Annotated in this window: 11 protein-coding genes, 3 tRNA genes and 1 pseudogene; 10 read left to right on the forward strand and 5 right to left on the reverse strand. The window is 63.3% G+C overall.

The window, feature by feature from the left end; all coding sequences use genetic code 11:
* Positions 1–937: pseudogene (locus E3O18_RS14340) on the reverse strand (hypothetical protein); the annotation flags it as partial.
* A gap of 238 nt (positions 938–1175) precedes the next feature.
* On the opposite strand from E3O18_RS14340, the gene E3O18_RS14345 reads away from it, so the two are divergent.
* The 4 genes from E3O18_RS14345 (at position 1176) to E3O18_RS14360 (ending at position 2509) form a co-directional block, all read left to right on the forward strand.
* A tRNA-Glu gene (locus E3O18_RS14345) sits at positions 1176–1248 on the forward strand.
* 86 nt (positions 1249–1334) lie between these two features.
* Positions 1335–1408, forward strand: a tRNA-Asp gene (locus E3O18_RS14350).
* Between the two features lie 67 nt (positions 1409–1475).
* A tRNA-Phe gene (locus E3O18_RS14355) sits at positions 1476–1548 on the forward strand.
* A gap of 376 nt (positions 1549–1924) precedes the next feature.
* A complete protein-coding gene (locus E3O18_RS14360) occupies positions 1925–2509 on the forward strand; it encodes an acyltransferase (protein ID WP_134393985.1) in 585 nt (194 codons plus the stop codon).
* 10 nt (positions 2510–2519) lie between these two features.
* Here the strand turns inward: E3O18_RS14360 and E3O18_RS16865 are convergent, their stop codons facing one another.
* Positions 2520–2624: a neutral zinc metallopeptidase gene (locus tag E3O18_RS16865; RefSeq protein WP_347232352.1), complete on the reverse strand. Its 105-nt coding sequence runs from the start codon at positions 2622–2624 to the stop codon at positions 2520–2522.
* Entirely contained in the window at positions 2621–3397 is a 777-nt protein-coding gene (locus E3O18_RS14365; RefSeq protein WP_347232353.1) for a neutral zinc metallopeptidase, read from the reverse strand. Before E3O18_RS14365 ends, E3O18_RS16865 begins: the two co-directional genes overlap by 4 nt.
* 372 nt (positions 3398–3769) lie before the next feature.
* Between E3O18_RS14365 and E3O18_RS14370 the strand changes: the two genes are divergently transcribed.
* The 6 genes from E3O18_RS14370 to E3O18_RS14395 all read left to right on the forward strand — a co-directional run bounded on the left by E3O18_RS14370 (position 3770) and on the right by E3O18_RS14395 (position 10522).
* Positions 3770–4762, forward strand: a complete 993-nt coding sequence (locus E3O18_RS14370) for an IS110 family transposase (protein WP_134393986.1) — start codon at positions 3770–3772, stop codon at positions 4760–4762.
* Between the two features lie 293 nt (positions 4763–5055).
* Entirely contained in the window at positions 5056–6594 is a 1539-nt protein-coding gene (locus tag E3O18_RS14375; RefSeq protein WP_241976517.1) for a sugar transferase, read from the forward strand.
* Positions 6594–7103: an adenylyltransferase/cytidyltransferase family protein gene (locus E3O18_RS14380; protein ID WP_134393987.1), complete on the forward strand. Its 510-nt coding sequence runs from the start codon at positions 6594–6596 to the stop codon at positions 7101–7103. The genes E3O18_RS14375 and E3O18_RS14380 overlap by 1 nt, the downstream gene beginning before the upstream one ends.
* A gap of 7 nt (positions 7104–7110) precedes the next feature.
* On the forward strand, positions 7111–8238 hold the full coding sequence (gmd, locus tag E3O18_RS14385) for a GDP-mannose 4,6-dehydratase (RefSeq protein ID WP_134393988.1): 1128 nt from the start codon (positions 7111–7113) through the stop codon (positions 8236–8238).
* Positions 8235–9212, forward strand: a complete 978-nt coding sequence (locus E3O18_RS14390) for a GDP-L-fucose synthase (protein WP_134393989.1) — start codon at positions 8235–8237, stop codon at positions 9210–9212. Before gmd ends, E3O18_RS14390 begins: the two co-directional genes overlap by 4 nt.
* An 8-nt stretch (positions 9213–9220) precedes the next feature.
* A complete protein-coding gene (locus tag E3O18_RS14395; protein WP_166784556.1) occupies positions 9221–10522 on the forward strand; it encodes a glycosyltransferase in 1302 nt (433 codons plus the stop codon).
* A gap of 32 nt (positions 10523–10554) precedes the next feature.
* Here the strand turns inward: E3O18_RS14395 and E3O18_RS14400 are convergent, their stop codons facing one another.
* Entirely contained in the window at positions 10555–12057 is a 1503-nt protein-coding gene (locus tag E3O18_RS14400; protein ID WP_134393991.1) for a glycerophosphodiester phosphodiesterase family protein, read from the reverse strand.
* Complete coding sequence (locus tag E3O18_RS14405; RefSeq protein WP_134393992.1) at positions 12058–16131, reverse strand: LamG-like jellyroll fold domain-containing protein; 4074 nt, start codon at positions 16129–16131, stop codon at positions 12058–12060.
* Positions 16132–16183: the final 52 nt, after the last annotated feature.

A 16183-nucleotide genomic window follows, 5' to 3' on the forward strand; every position in this document is an offset into this window, starting at 1 on the left:
TCGGCCTCGCGGCCGCTGCAGCCGCGGCCGCTGCGGCCGCCCGCGCGCTGGCCGCAGCGCGCTCGACGCGCACCCGTTCCGCTTCGATGGCGGCCAGTCGCGCCCGCTCGACCACGCCGGCCTCGTAGCCGGCCGACGTGGTTGCCTGCGCATCCTGCATGAACGCCAGCTGGGCGTCGAGTTCGACTCTCTTCGCCTCCGATTCGGCCAGGGCTTTGGCGGCCGCCTGCGCGGCGGCCTGCGCGGCGACGAGCGCTTCCTCCGCCGCGATGCGGAGCTTCTCGCGCTCTGCCTGGGCGACCTTGGCCTGGTCACCCAGAGACTCGGCCACATTGGTGGCGGTCTGCGCCTGCTCGTAGACGCTGCTGCTGCGTTCGACGAGCTTACTCATGCTGCCGAGCTTGGACAGGAGCGCATCGGCGTCTTCGCCGCGCCCCTCGCCGTCGAGAAAGAGGTTCACGCTCAGGTCGGTGCCGCCGGTGCGGTAGAGCTGGGCGGCAAGTTGGCCGGCCTGGCGAGTCGCGGTCGCCGCCACCGCGGAGCTTGCAGCGGACTGCGCCTCGAGGTCGGCGGCGCGCCGGCTGGCCTCGTCGAACTTCTCTTGCGCCGCCTGCAGTTCCGCTCCGCGGGCCTCGGACTCGGCTTGGGTCTGCGCCACCTGGGTCTGCAGGTCGGCGATCAGGCCCTGGATCTGGCTGACCTGCGCCGAGGCGGCGGCCGTGTTGGACTTGGCGTTCTGCACGTCCTGCCACGTTGGATAGTCGATGGCCTGGGCCGGGCTGGCCGGACCGATGAGGGAGATAAAGAGGGAGAGGGCAGCGACGAAACCGGTCGCCAGGCTGACACGGTAGCGGCGACTGCGCCTGCTGCCCGCGGATCCGTCACCCCCCTTTCCCGCTCGTGCTTCCCGGCTGAAGAGAACTGCCGTGCGCTTCATTACTCCCCGATCGGGCTCGTTACACACATCTGCTACTGCTTGAGAACGGCTCAGAGTAACAACTACAGGGCAAAATCACCCCCCTTGAATCTAGCGGCCCGTCAAGCGAAACCGGGGAAATTCACGGGCTCAATGCCTGCGACACCCCCGGGAGGAACACTTTTTGCTCTCGATTTGAGATTCCCGGGCGGTAGACCGTATGCTTATGCGTCGGAAGCCATGAGGTCTATGGCGTCTCGGCCCCATCGTTTAGCGGCCTAGGACGGCGCCCTTTCACGGCGTTAACACGGGTTCGAATCCCGTTGGGGCTACGCATCCTGCCGGTCTGGGATGTGCAAGAATAAGAAAGTACGAAAACAGCTAGACAAAGTTCCACTCTCGTTAGTTCTTCTTACGAGGCCCTGTAGCGCAGTTGGTTAGCGCGCCGCCCTGTCACGGCGGAGGTCGCCGGTTCAAGTCCGGTCAGGGTCGCACAGGCAACAAGCCCTTTCGGAAGAGAGGGTTTTTTTCCTTGGAGCGGCTTTTCGAAGCCACTTCTGGCCCTGTAGCTCAGTTGGTAGAGCGTTCGACTGAAAATCGAAAGGTCACCGGATCGACGCCGGTCGGGGCCACTGAAGGTCACTCCCAGGCTTCTACTGGGGTGGCCTTCTTTTTTTGCCTCGCAGCCCGGTCCGTAGGCCGATCGGGGAAGACTCCGGCTCGCAGCGCGTTCATTTCCCGAACCAGGCTGTCCCCCGAAGAGGTCCTAGTAGCTCGCGTCCGAACGGGGGTACATTCCGTGCTGTGACACGCTGAGAAAACGTCAGATTGTTCGCAGATGTCGTGCGAGGATTCCCGGCAGCGGCGCACGCGGCACCCACCGCGGCAGCACTTCTCCGACCTGTAATCCGAACTGCAGGGAATCACCGTGAATACGCTTCTGCTTCGTCGATTCCTCCGCCCCCTCGCGGAGCACCCGACCCTTTTCCTGCCGCCCGAGGGGCCGTGATGGGAGTCGCGGCGTCGGCCGAGATCGATCCGAGCGCCGTCATCGGCCCCGGTTGCACGATCCACCCGCTGGTGCAGGTGCGCGAATACGCGCGGTTGGGCCCCGAGTGCGTTCTCGCCCGCGGCGCCTATATCGGACCCGGCGTCGTGGTTGGGCGGCACTGTACGATCCAGGACTACGCCGTCATCTACGAGCCGACCCTCCTGGAAAACGGGGTCTTCGTGGGCGCCGCGGCGGTCTTCACCAATGACACGCATCCTCGAGCCGTGACTCCCGACGGGACGATCCGCGTCATCGACGACCGCGATCTCGTGGGGGTGACCGTGCGTGCCGGCGCTTCGATCGGCGCCCGCGCGGTTTGCATCGCCCCGCTGACGATCGGACGATGGGCCATGGTGGCAGCCGGCGCGGTCGTTACCGAGGATGTCCCGGACTACGCCCTCGTGGTCGGAGTGCCTGCCCGGCGCACCGGCTGGGTCGGGCGCAGCGGCCTGCCCCTGCGGGCCGAGGGCGACGGCCGGTTCGTGTGTCCGGTCACCGGCGAGGAGTACACCGAACTCGACGGCATACTCAGGCGAAACTGACCAGCCCGCTCTACAGCACCGCGTCGGCCGGAGCGAACGTGTCGCAGCTACCGGCGCCTTCGTCGAAGCCGGTCTGGAACCACCGCTGGCGCTGTTCGCTGGAGCCGTGGGTCATGCCTCCGGGTTGACCTGGCCTTGCATGGACTCCTGGATGCGGTCGACGCCGATCGCGGATGCCGCACTGAGCGCATCGTGAATCTGTGCCGGGGTGATGGGCTTCAGGAAGGGCACTCCGCCGGTGTCGCGGGTGTCGGAGGCGGACCCGGCCCAGGCGCCGGCGAAACAATCGGCCTGAAGTTCGACGCGCACCGCGCTGGAGCCGGCCCCGGTCTGTCCATCCTGGGAGGCCGCGAGGGTTCCTTCGAGATTCTGGATGTGGTGGCCCCATTCGTGCGCCACGACGTACATTTCGGCGAGCGGGCCGCCCGACGAGCCGAAGCGGGTGCGCCGGTCGCCGAAGAACGCGGTGTCGATGTAGATGGTCGCATCCGGCGGGCAGTAGAACGGCCCGGTGGCGCTGGTGGCACCGCCGCACCCGGTTCCGACACTGTCGGTGAACAGCGCAACCGGCGGTTGCTGGTATTCGGCTCCGCGGGCGGGCAGTTCCTCAGCCCAGAATACGTCGAGGGACGCCGCGGCGCCCTTGATCCGGCACTCGACGTCTTCGTTCGCCTGGGCGCCGGTCGTGCACTCAGCCAGGTTCGACACGCTGCCGCTGTCGACGGGCTGCGTGCCGCCGCCGGCCAGGCCGCTCAGGTCGACACCCAGGAGCTGTGAGAGCAGAAAGAGGGCGATCGCACCCACGCCGCCGCCCACTGCGATGCCCGTGGTGCGGCCCCTTTTGCTGACCCGGCCGCCGCCGATGTTCGCGTTGTCGTTGAATGTCATGAGAAAAAGCTACCCGTCGAAGTGGTCCGCTGCCGCGATGATGGCGTCCGGGTTATGAAGCTCGCTAATGCAACAGCAGGTGCCTTGCGCACGATGTGCCCGCCCGCCAAAATTAGTGAGCTCCGCCCGCCCCGTTACTTTCTTCGTAGCCCTTGATCGCGTAGTTATGTGAGGGTGTTGGCCTGTCAGGCCCGGCATGGTTCTTGCCCCCAGTCGCCCATGATCCGGGGGGTGTTGTCACCGGGCCTGACTGGCATCAGGTGATCGCTGATAGGGGCTGGACCGGGACTCGTCTCAGGCCGTTCGTAACGTGGATGCCGAGACTTGATGCCGCGGTTCAGGCCGGCTTGTGGAACCTGAGACGGAGGATTCATGATCGAGAACTACGACAGCGTTGACGTCTTCATCGGCGTGGACGTCGGTAAGGGAGAACACCACGCGGTCGCCCTCGACCGGGCCGGCAAGCAACTCTTCGACAAGGCACTGCCCAATGACGAAGCGAAGCTCCGCGAGCTGATCGGGCAGCTGAAACGACACGGCCAGGTCTTGTTCGTCGTCGATCAGCCCGCGACCATCGGCGCCCTGCCGATCGCCGTCGCCCAGGCCGAAGACGTGCTCGTGGGCTACCTGCCGGGGCTGGCAATGAGGCGCATCGCGGACCTGCACGCGGGCGAAGCCAAGACCGACGCCCGCGGTGCCGCGATCATCGCCCAAGCCGCGAGGAGCCTCCCGCATGCTTTGCGGTCACTGCAGCTGGCCGATGAGCAGGTCGCTGAGCTCTCCATGCTCTGCGGCTTCGACGATGACGTCGTCGGCCAGATCACGGCCACCAGCAACCGCATCCGAGGCCTGCTCACCCAGATCCACCCTGCGTTGGAGCGGGTCCTGGGCCCCAAGCTTGCCGAACAGCTCGCCGCCCTCCGCCGGCAACGGGACGAGATCGCCGTCGAAGTCGAGCGGCTTGTGGAGGCTCACTCTCTTCACCCCGTCCTGATCAGCATGCCCGGAGTCGGGATCAGGACCGCAGCCAGACTCCTCACCGAAGTCTCCGGCAAGGACTCCGCGACCGCCGGCCACCTCGCCGCCTACGCTGGCCTGGCCCCCGTGACTAGGCGCTCCGGCAGCTCCATCCGCGGTGAGCACCCGTCCAGACGCGGGAACAAGATCCTCAAACGGGCGCTGTTCCTCTCGGCTTTCGCCGCCCTCCGCGACCCGGTCTCACGGGCCTACTACGACCGCAAGATTGACCAAGGCAAGCGCCACAACCAAGCCCTGATAGCCCTCGCCCGACGACGCTGCGACGTCCTCTACGCCATGCTGCGCGACGGCACCCTCTATCAAACCGACCATCAACTCGCGGCTTGACAAGAACATAGGGGCACCCCCCCCATTCGGGGTCCGAGCCGACTTGGGCGTTCGGGGGTATGGTCACCTCGCAAGCAGTTGAAGATTCATCACTTGTTTGTTTGTTCGGGTTGTCTCGTTCCCTAGACAGGCTTCCCGGGCGAATCCCCTCCCGCTCTGTACACCCGAAATGCAGAGGATTCACGTGAAGACGTTCGCGACGTGTCGACCTATTCGTCGACCCATATTCACCGGCCCCACCCAGGCCGAGTACCGAGCGCTCCACCGCGTCTTGCTGGCGGGGTGAGCAGACGGTGACGCACCCACAACCGCGCCTGCCCCTCGCCGGGCGCCTCCCCATCACCCAGCCTAAGCTTGCCCTGGTTCCGGCACCGGCTCTCGAGAACCCGGTCAGCGTCGACGCGAAGTCGTCCGGCCTGGTCTGGGCCAGACAGTTTCGGACGAAACTTCTGATGAGCGACGTGGGCATCGTTATGACCGCCGTCGCGACGGCCCTGCTCGTGAGATTCGGCGGAGAGGGTGCCCAGGCATCCGTCGGCGGATATCAGGCAGACTACTGGCTCGTCGCGCTGCTCATCGCGCTCAGCTGGATCGCGACCCTGGGGGCATTCCACACCCGGAACTCGCGCGTCATCGGCATCGGCGCCACCGAGTACAAGCAGGTGATCAACGCGAGCGCGCTCACTTTCGGGCTGCTTGCCATCGGCTTCCTGGCGTTTCAGGTCGATGTCGCGCGCGGCTTCTTCGTGCTCGCACTCCCCGTCGGTATGTGCGGCCTGGTCCTGGAACGCTGGCTGTGGCGACGGTGGCTGCTGCGCCAAAGGGCCTTCGGCCATTACCTTGCCCGAGTCATCGTGGTTGGGAATCGCGCCGATGTCGAATATGTGGTCGGCCAGATCGAGAACGCCGGCGCCACCTACTACGTGGTGGGGGTCGCACTCGCAAATGGCTCGAAGTCCCCGGTTAAGGTCCGAAACCGGACCATCCCGGTGGTTTCCGACCTGGCCCATGTCGGGGCCGCAGCCACGAATTTCGCCATCGACACGGTGATCGTCGCAGGCGCTCCCAGCGGAGGGAGCGAGTATATCCGCACCCTGGGCTGGGAGCTGGAGGGGACATCCGCCGAGCTGGTACTGTCCAACCAGCTCACGGACGTCGCCGGTCCCCGCATCCATTTCCGGCCGGTCGAGGGGCTGCCCTTGATCCACGTGGAGATCCCCCAATTCGAGGGCGCAAAGCACGTACTCAAGCGCATCCTCGATATCGGCGTGTCCGGGATCTCACTTCTTATCTTCTGGCCGCTCCTGGTGGCCATCGCGATCGTAGTGAAGCTCGACTCGCCTGGGCCCATCCTCTTCCACCAGGAGCGGTGCGGGCGCAATGAGCGTACTTTCCAAATGGTCAAGTTCCGTTCCATGGTGCAGACGGCGGAAGACGACCTGGCCGGCCTGCTCGACCAGAACGAGGCCTCCGGGGTGCTGTTCAAGATTCAGAACGACCCACGGATCACCAAGTGCGGGCGACTCCTGCGCAAATATTCGCTCGACGAACTTCCCCAGCTGTGGAACATTTTCGTCGGTGAGATGAGCCTGGTCGGGCCGCGCCCGCCGCTGCCCGAGGAAGTCAAATCCTATGACACTCACGTTCGGCGTCGCCTCTACATCAAGCCTGGCCTGACCGGCATGTGGCAGATCAACGGTCGGTCGAACCTGAGCTGGGAAGACAGCGTGCGCCTCGACCTGTATTACGTCGAGAACTGGTCGCTAACCGGCGACCTCTACATAATCTGGCGCACATTTCGCATGGTCATGCGGGCAGAAGGAGCGTACTGATGGCGAACGAAAGCGTCTCGATTAATGAAGGAAGCGCCTTAGCAAAAACGGTCGGCTACGCTGGCGGAGCTTTCGACCTCTTCCACATTGGCCATCTCAACATCCTCAAGCACGCGAGGAGCCAGTGCGATCATCTGATCGCCGGGGTAGCAACCAATGAGATGCTCCTCGTGACCAAGGGTTCGCTACCCGTGGTGCCGTTGGCTGAGAGGCTTGAGATCGTTCGTCATATCGACTTCGTCGATGAAGCGATAGCTGAAACGGACGAAGACAAGTTGGATACCTGGCGCATGCTTCGTTTCGACGTTTATTTCAAGGGCGACGATTGGAAGGGCACGGAGAAGGGTCGCCGACTTGAGCGCCGATTCGCCGAGGTGGGCGTAGAAATCATCTACTTTCCGTATACCGTTTCGACCTCGAGCACGGCCCTCCGCCTTGCACTGAAGGCCCTGTCCTCCAACGCGCCGAGCAACCAACCGGTTCATGACTTCAGCAACAGCGAGCGATAGGACGACCATGGTTCCGAAAAGGGCACTCATCACCGGGGTGACTGGCCAGGATGGTTCGTATCTGGCCGAGTTTCTCCTGTCCAAAGGCTACGAGGTTCACGGCCTCAAGCGCCGGTCGTCGCAGCTCAACACACAGCGAATCGACCACATCTATCAGGACCCGCACGAGCAAACCGCGCGTTTCTTCCTCCATTTCGGGGATCTTTCCGACTCATCAAACCTCACCCGGATTATCCAGGACGTGCAGCCGGACGAGATCTACAATTTGGGTGCACAGTCCCATGTGGCGGTGAGCTTCGAAATGCCCGAATATACCGCTGACATCGATGCTCTGGGCACCCTGCGCCTACTGGAGGCGGTGAGATTGCTGGGGATGACGGACAGGGTCCGGTTCTACCAAGCCTCGACATCTGAATTGTACGGACTGGTCAGGGAGACACCTCAGAGCGAGATCACGCCCTTCTATCCCCGTTCTCCGTACGCGGTCGCCAAGCTGTATGCCTATTGGATGACCGTGAATTACCGAGAGTCCTACGGGATGTACGCCTGCAACGGGATTCTTTTCAATCACGAATCCCCACGCCGCGGTGAGACGTTCGTGACGAGGAAAATCACCCGGGCCATCGCCAACATCGCGCAAGGTCTCGAGTCCTGCCTGTTCCTCGGAAACCTGAACTCTCTTCGTGACTGGGGCCACGCACGCGACTACGTTCGGCTGCAATGGATGATGCTCCAGCAGGGTTCACCGGAGGACTTCGTGATTGCCACGGGAGTCCAGTATTCTGTGCGCGAATTCGTCGAATGGTCGGCGAGCGAGCTCGGTATCACCCTGAGATTCGAGGGTGAGGGACTGAACGAGATCGGCATCGTCGACAGCGTCGTCGGCGACATCTCGCCTGCCGTTCACCCCGGTGACGTCATCGTGCGAGTCGATCCTCGTTACTTCAGGCCAGCCGAAGTCGACACCCTGCTCGGCGACTCGACACGCGCGCGGCTCAAGCTCGGCTGGCTGCCGGAGATCAGCGTGCGGGAGATGTGCGCGGAAATGGTCGCCTCCGACCTGATGATCGCGCAGAAGGCCGCCCTCCTGAAAAGTCTTGGTTTTCCCTCCCTCGTTTCCTTGGAAAGCTGGTGAACCGCAACACCGGCGCTGCTGTCTATGTCGCGGGGCACAACGGAATGGTGGGCTCGGCGATCGTGCGCCGACTCACGTCGTTGGGTTACGTCAACATCGTGACCGCCAGTCATTCGGAACTCGACCTTGTCGACCAGCGAGCCGTTCGGGCCTTCTTCGCGGGCAATCGCATCGATCAGGCCTATCTCGCTGCCGCGAGAGTCGGCGGGATTGAAGCCAACAACTCCTCGCCGGCGGATTTTATCTACGACAACCTCCTGATAGAGGCCAACATTATCAAGTCAGCACACGACTTCGGCGTTCCGAGGCTCCTCTTCCTCGGCTCGTCCTGCATCTATCCCAAGTTCGCCAACCAGCCGATGGCCGAAGATGCGCTCCTGACCGGCGCACTCGAAGCAACCAACGAACCGTATGCCATCGCCAAGATCGCCGGAATCAAACTGTGCGAGAGCTTCAATCGCCAGTACGGGCGGGACTACCGAAGCGTGATGCCCACAAATCTCTATGGTCCCGGGGACAACTATCACGCATCCTTCAGCCATGTCATCCCCGGTTTACTCAGGCGGTTCCACGACGCACGAGAAGGCGGGGAGGATAAGGTCGTCATCTGGGGCAGCGGCAGCCCGCGACGGGAATTCCTTCATGTAGACGATATGGCGGCGGCCAGCGTGCACATCATGGAACTGGACCGGGAGGTGTACCAGACCAGTACTACGCCGATGCTGTCGCACGTCAACGTCGGGACCGGCTCTGACTGCAGCATCAGCGACCTGGCATCGGCGATCGCGAAAGTCACCCGCTTCACCGGCCGTCTGACCTTCGACACCAGCAAGCCCGATGGCGCTCCTCGGAAGTTGATGGACGTCACTCGCATCCAGGCGCTCGGATGGAAGCCGACGATCGACCTCGAAGACGGCTTGGAAGACGCTTACGCCTGGTTTGTTTCCCATCAAGCAGATTTACGCGGGCGGTGAGCGGGCAGATGAAGGTCACCATCATTGGACTCAACTATTCCCCCGAGCCAACCGGCATCGCCGTCTACACCGCTGGGCTCTCGGAAGCACTGACCGCGACCGGTCACCCGGTCACGGTGATCACCGGCAATCCGCATTACCCGCAATGGCGGATCTACGACGGCTACGGCGGCCACAAGCGCGGAGACGGGCGCGAGCATGAGCACGAAAGAATTAGAGGCGTCAACGTCACCAGGGTCCCTCACGGTGTGCCGTCTAAACCGCGTCTGTGGAACCGCCTGGGCTTGGAACTCAGCTTCGGGATTCGGGCAGTATTCAGCAAGTGGGACAAGCCCGACGTAGCCGTGCTGGTTACACCTGCCTTATTCTCCGTGGGCGCGGCAATGCTGCGCGCGCGCCTGGTCCATACCAAAACCTGTATTTGGGTGCAGGACATTTATAGCCTCGGAGTGTCCGAAAGCGGAACAGGGGGCCACCTGGCCACTTGGCTGCTCCGTGGGATCGAGCGGTCCATCCTCCGCAGTGCAAATACAGTCGTCGTGATCCACGAGCGGTTCAAGCGCTATCTGGTTGAGGAGATGGCCATCGACGCCGACTCCGTCGAGGTCGTTCGCAATTGGTGCCACACCGGCTACCCGAACGGTGACCGTCGGGAAGAAGTGCGCACCACACGCGGCTGGAAATCGGATGATATCGTCGTTCTCCACGCGGGGAACATGGGTGCCAAACAGGCCCTCGAGAACGTTGTCCACGCTTCGAAGATCGCAGAGCAGCGGGGATCGAAAGTGAGATTCGTTCTCCTCGGCGACGGAAACAAGCGTCATCAACTCGAAGCCATGGGCGTAAACCGCCGTCTTGAATTCATCGATCCCCTACCCGAAGAAGCGTTCCAGGCGACCCTCTCAGCCGCGGACATCCTGCTCGTCAATGAGCGGCCTGGCTTGACGGAAATGTGCGTACCGAGCAAACTCACGACGTACTTCAACACCGGGTTACCTGTCATCGCGGCAACTGATGAATTCAGTGTCACCGCCGATGAGCTGGCGTTGGCCGGCGGCGGAATCAGAATCAACGCCGCGGTCCCCGGCGACCTTGTGGACGCAGCGGAGATGCTCGGTCGTGATGCAGAGTCTTCAGCCGCCTACGGAGCGGCCGGGCGGCGGTTCTCTGCCGGCTTCCTTTCCTCAGACGCTACAATCAGCCGGTTTCGGCGAATTCTCGAGCAGGGAGCATGTGACAGCGGTGTCGAGAGAGGTCGGTTGGCACGTCCGTTTCTGACCGGGGCGACGGATGCTGTCGAACCGAAATGAAGCGGAAATGGACAGCCCAGAACGAATGGTCATCAACTGACGAGGATTGACCTGAATTCGACCGGCGGTCCGTCCTGGTAGTTCTTGCACAGCCAGAAATAGCCTCCCCGGTAGCTCGCATCATCGATGTCCATCGACCAGCCCTCACCGTCAAGTCGCAAAATGCGAATACTGTTTGCGAGGACTTCGATCTGGAGACGCACCCATTCCGAAGCCCGGGGTGGGGCAGTCAGCACCGCTTTCAACCGCGTGCCCTCGGTCGTCCCCGCGACCCGGCTGAACAATTCAAGGGAGCCATTCGCCCGAAGAATCATGTGGTACCCGGGCACATCGCTAGCCGCCCTGACTCGGTAGGGCCGGTCGTCTGCGGCACCAAAGGCGATCCCGGCGTGCTGCTCCGCCCTCGGGAGCGACTCCGGCCAACGGAGCTCACACGTGATCCGATACGAGCCGGGACTCACCGGGCACATTGAGCCCATTAGGTAGCTCTGCACGTCCCGGTGGCCCAGTGCCACGGATGCGGCACCCGCATCGATCAGGGGCTGCACCTGGGTGCCCTCGTCAATGGTCCAGGGCAGGTCGCCGGCGGCCCGCAGCCCGGTTCCGAAGGAGTCACTTTGACTCCCCGCGGTCGTCCCGGTCACGTAGGGCAGATTGGAGCACATCATCCCGGCCACGCCCAGGTCGCTCATCCGGTCACGCATCGAGCGATAGTGCACCTCCCACGCAATAACCGGTTTTCCGAAGCCCACCAACATGGCCACCTGCGCATCCGTCGCCCGGTGTGAGACCCCGAGCAGATCGAAACGCGGTGCAAGTTCATCTGCACGCTCGAAAAGTTCCGGAGTGAAGTATCCCCAGGTTGTGTAACCGTGCTTGTCGGCCAGTGTGTATTGGGTTGCACCTGCCCATTGTTTCCAGACGAAATGGTCCGTGGAGTGCGAGTAGCTGTCCATGACCTTGAGCAGGGCTTCCGTGTTGGTGCCTTGCTTGTCTTCGAGAAAGATCACGTGCGTTGTGGCGAAGGCATCCAATACGTCCGCGAGCAACGGCAGCGGCTCCTTTTCAGCCGCTGGGCCGAGCCAGGCTCTCGCGTCGCTGCGAAGTTGCGACAGTTCCTCCCAGGTGACTTCCGCGATCGAGCGGTCGACACCCGTCATCCGCTTGGTCGTCAGATCGTGATGGCACACGAAGACGCCATCGGAGGTGGCGCTGACCGAGACTTCGATCGCTTCGGCCCCACTGGCGATCGAGCGGCTGTACGAATCGAAGCTGTGCTCAACCCAGTTGTCTCCGGAGCCACGGTGAGCTACATAGAACGGTGTCGTTCCGAGGAGATCTCCGATCGCATATCGTGCCGCAGCAGCCGGGGGAACGGAGACCGCGGGCGCGGGCGTTGGCACTGGTGCGGCTTGGCAAGCCGACAGCAGCAGCGTCGAGGCGCCGGCCAGGAGGAGCTGTCTGCGGTTCATCGACGGCAGGAACGGAGCACGGCTGGTGTCAGCCGTGCTCCGCCCCTCGGTACCGCTGGACATTCAGCCCGCTGTGTAGGTCAGGGTGAGCAGTGGGCGATAGGTGGCGCTGGTGCTGTTGGTCGACCACAGCCGGAGGTTGTCCAGGCCGGCACTGACCAGCGCGACGGACACCGTTGAACCAGTGAGAGCTCTCAGCTGCGCCGCATCGAGCGGGACCGAGTAAGCCGTGTTCGTCGCCGATGCGCCGGTGAGGCTCCCCAGGTCCGGTCCCAGACCGGTGGGTCGGTTGTTCCAGTTCACCGTGCCCTCCGTCCAATTCCCACTCAGCAGCTTGAACATCTGGGCGTCCACCGAGGCGGCGGTCGAGTCGGTCGAGGTTCGAACCCGCAGGGTCGCCCCGCTGAGCACAGTGCCCACCGGCGCCGCCGGGATTGCGAACTTCAGGTACGACTCGATCAGCGACGTGCCCGCCCCCCGGGACGACAACTGGCTATTGGACCCGAAGTTGGTCGTGGGAAGCACCTGGTACGTCGTCGAGTCTTCGCTGGCACCGGTCGTAAGGACCACCGGTCCCACAGGGGCGGCCTGAACCGTCGCCTCCACGGCACCAGAGGCAGCACTCACATTGCCGGCGGCATCACGCGCCACCACCTTGTAGAAGTAAACCCCCGCAGCCAGACCGGGATCCGAATACGACGCACCCGAGACATCCGCGATCTTGCTTGACGCATCAGCGACGAACTCGGCCGTAGTCCCTCGGTACACCGAGTAACCCGTCACCGTGACGTTGTCTGTCGACGCCGTCCAGGCCAACGAAACCGCACTCCCCGACACCGACGCCGTCAGACCAGTCGGAACGCTTGGTGCGACAGTGTCGGGGGTCGCCACCGTCGCGGGAACCGACGCGGAAGCCGGACTGGCGTTGCCTCTGGCGTCGTAGGCGATCACGACGTAATGATACGTACCGTCGGCGAGCCCCGGATCCGTATAGGACGAAGCTGTCACGTCGGCGATCTTGTTGGTGGCGTCAGCGACGAAGCCGGATGCAGACCCGCGGTGCACCGCGTAGCCAGTGACGCCGACATTGTCTGTTGACGGAATCCAGGCCAACGCGACGGAGCCGTTTGAGACGGTTGACGTCAGGCCGGAGGGAGCGCTCGGCGCCATGACGTCGGGAGCGGTGTTGGAGCCCAGCTCATAGTGAGCCGCGACGGCCGCCGCGCTCAGGGCCGACGGATAGACCGCCATTTCGTCGAGCGTGCCCGCAAAGTAGGGACTCGCGGGCTGCGAGGGCCAGCTGTTGAGGTTGCCACCACCGGCACGCCAGTAGCCGTCAAACGCCTGGTTGAAGTTGGTAGGGTTCGAGCCGACCTCTGTGCCATCCAGGTAGAGCTTCATCCCATCGGGTCCCTGCGTGCCCACTACGTGATGCCAGGCGTTGTTGTTGAATCCCGCCGGTGATTCGATGAGTTGGAAGCCCCCGACGTACACGCCGAAGATGATGCTCCCGGAATTGGTCATGTAGATCTGCTTGTCGTAATTCGAACCCTGCCCGGTTGCGACGTTCTCAAAGCCGACGATCTTCCCGCCGGATGTCGTGTCCGTCTTGAACCAAGCTTCCGTGGAGAACTGGGCAACCGATGAGCGTGCGGTCTTGGTCGCAATGCCGCCGTCCTGAGTTCCGCTGGTCTGCACGGCAGTCCCGACCTTGATCGCCTTCGGCTGCTGCAGCTGGACTGCAGCGCCGTAATCTCCTTCGCTCTGGGCGTCGGACGATGAGTCTTTCGCCGTGCTTCCAGAGGTTTCGTCGAGGCGCCAGTACACATCAGGCTCGTCCGTGTAGATCCTGGCTCCGTACGCGTCTGTCGGGGTCGGCGGAACGGCGAGGGTTCCCCCAGCGAGAGTGTAGTGCTGGGCGATCTGCGCGGCGCTCAGGGCGGATGCATAGACCGCGGTGTCGTCTATCTGGCCGCCGAAGAAAGCGCTAGACGGCTGGCTGGGCCAGCCATTCAGGTTGTCGCCACCGACATGCCAGTTACCGCTGTATTGCTGGCTGGTGCTGGTGGCGTTCTGGCCCACCCGGACGCCGTCCACGAACAACTTCATCCCGGACCCGCTCTGGGTTGCCACGATGTGGTGCCACTTATCATCATTGTACGACGAGGCCGTCTTGATCGTTTCGGTGCGACCGATGTAGACACCGAAGGTCAGGCGACCCTGGTTATCCATGTAGATGTGTTTATCGTAATTCCCGCTCAGGTTCGTGTTGCCAGTCCCGGTGCTCGGCCGACCATCCCCAAATCCGATGATCTTCCCCCCTTGGGTGGATGTCGTCTTGATCCAGGTTTCGATCGAGTAAGTGGTGGGTGCCGGTTTCTGCTGGTCGCTCCAGATGTAGCCATCAGTCCCATTGAACGTAGCGGAGGTGTTGGTGTCACCGACGATCGCGCCAGGCGCCCGGTAGGTGACGCCGTTCTTGTATAGGCCGTTCAGGCCGGTGACCGTCGCACCGGACTTGTCCTGTGCCCAGGGACCGGAAACCTCATCCAGACGCCAATACAGCCTGGCTCCGTCCTGGATCACCTGAGTGGGATAGTCAACCCCCTTGGTGACGGCGCGGGCTGCTACTGACGCCGACAGCGGACTGGTGTTGACCCCGTCATTCGCCGTCACCCGGTAGGTGTAATTCGTGCCCGCGGCGACATTCGTGTCAACGACGGTCACCTGGGGACGGGTCCACCACAGCGAGTTGGCTGGTCCGGTCCAGATTGGGGTCGCTCCGCCGTTCCGGTAGACGTTGTACGTCAAGGCACTGTCGTCAGGGTCGACCACGGTGCGGAAGCGAATCTGATTGGCACCCGAAGTGAGCGCCTCGGCTGCAACGACCGGGGTGGGCGGCGCACCGACGTCATCCGGACCGAAGCGTGTGAGTCCCTGTTGGACTACGCCGTTGATGACAGTGAACTCACCGCCGTACCAGAGGTACTTCTTTCCCGTTGTGGCGCCGGTGGCAATGGTGAGAGCACGCGGGCCGATTCCTTCGCCCGTACCGTCATTGGAAGTCGGGAACCATCCCAGCAAAGCCGCGTCCGAGGTGTTCTGTGCCATCAAAAACATCCGTCTCCCGTCAGGAAAGGCGTTGTTCGATGAGCAGTCGTGCGCGTGACTCGCGGAATACAGGGTGCCCTGGTATTCGAGCACCGCCTGCGTTGCGCCCAGGCAGTTGTCCCGCCAGGTCTGGTCGAGTGTGCTCCAATTGACGGCGAAGCGACCGTCGAAGACTCCGCCCCCCGTTCCTTCGTTGCCCCCGTAGAACGCCGTGCCGTCCGACCACAGGGTCTTGGTCACCGAGGTACGCGGGATGAAGCCGAGGGGGTAATTACGCACGTTTGCGCCGGTGGTCGCATCGACGACCGCGATGGAGTGGGAATCCTGGTCATTGACCGTGAAAAAGTCCCCACCGATGGCTACCCTGCTGCGGTCGGGAGAGACGGCCACGGCCCGCCCGACAGTGTCAGCCGCCGGGGCCCAGGGCAGAAGCGCGCCCGACGTCGCGTCCACCGCTGCAAAGCGCTTGCGCGCCTGGCCGCCGACGGTCTGGAACTCCCCAGCCAGGTACAGGGTGGACGAGGTGGCAGCCATGCCGCGGACGAGGGAAGACACCCCCGCCACCCGGAACGGCTTGACGGTGCAGGCGACCGGGTCGATCGCGGCTACCCGCGCGGCGTTCACCCCGCCGACGGAGGAGAAATTGCCCCCGATGTAGATGGTGTTGCCGTCGGGTGAGGCAACCACCGACCGCACGGTCGGCGTGGCCCCATTAAGGGTCATGGCGAACTGACAGCTGTCAGGGGCTCCTGTCTCCGCGTTGAAAATTGCAAGCGTTCCCTGGTTCCTCGGCACTCCCGCACCGCCGCTGGGCGGCCTGATCTGAGAAAATGTTCCGCCCGCCACGACTTTTCCGTGCACCGTTCCGACTCCGTAGACAACGCCGTTCGTCTGCCAGGTCGACAGGTTGTCCGCACTGAAGGCGACGCCGCCGGAGAGCGCCGACGCCGGTTGTGGCACGGGACTCGCTATGACGAGTCCGGCCACGACAGCCACGGTCGTGAAAATTGCGGCAAGCTTACGCATAGCTACCTATCCCTCGGGTGAACAGCCTCATCGCCGAAAAGCTCTGATGACC

This window comes from Cryobacterium sp. TMT2-42-4 (genome assembly GCF_004402645.1).
GTDB lineage: Bacteria > Actinomycetota > Actinomycetes > Actinomycetales > Microbacteriaceae > Cryobacterium > Cryobacterium sandaracinum.

What these genes read in the sequence shown, in the direction of transcription:
- E3O18_RS14360 (WP_134393985.1), top strand. Translation starts at nt 1,925, where the DNA reads ATGGGAGTCGCGGCGTCGGCCGAGATCGATCCGAGCGCCGTCATCGGC.
- E3O18_RS16865 (WP_347232352.1), bottom strand. Translation starts at nt 2,624, where the DNA reads ATGACCCACGGCTCCAGCGAACAGCGCCAGCGGTGGTTCCAGACCGGC.
- E3O18_RS14365 (WP_347232353.1), bottom strand. Translation starts at nt 3,397, where the DNA reads ATGACATTCAACGACAACGCGAACATCGGCGGCGGCCGGGTCAGCAAA.
- E3O18_RS14370 (WP_134393986.1), top strand. Translation starts at nt 3,770, where the DNA reads ATGATCGAGAACTACGACAGCGTTGACGTCTTCATCGGCGTGGACGTC.
- E3O18_RS14380 (WP_134393987.1), top strand. Translation starts at nt 6,594, where the DNA reads ATGGCGAACGAAAGCGTCTCGATTAATGAAGGAAGCGCCTTAGCAAAA.
- gmd (WP_134393988.1), top strand. Translation starts at nt 7,111, where the DNA reads ATGGTTCCGAAAAGGGCACTCATCACCGGGGTGACTGGCCAGGATGGT.
- E3O18_RS14395 (WP_166784556.1), top strand. Translation starts at nt 9,221, where the DNA reads ATGAAGGTCACCATCATTGGACTCAACTATTCCCCCGAGCCAACCGGC.
- E3O18_RS14400 (WP_134393991.1), bottom strand. Translation starts at nt 12,057, where the DNA reads ATGTCCAGCGGTACCGAGGGGCGGAGCACGGCTGACACCAGCCGTGCT.
- E3O18_RS14405 (WP_134393992.1), bottom strand. Translation starts at nt 16,131, where the DNA reads ATGCGTAAGCTTGCCGCAATTTTCACGACCGTGGCTGTCGTGGCCGGA.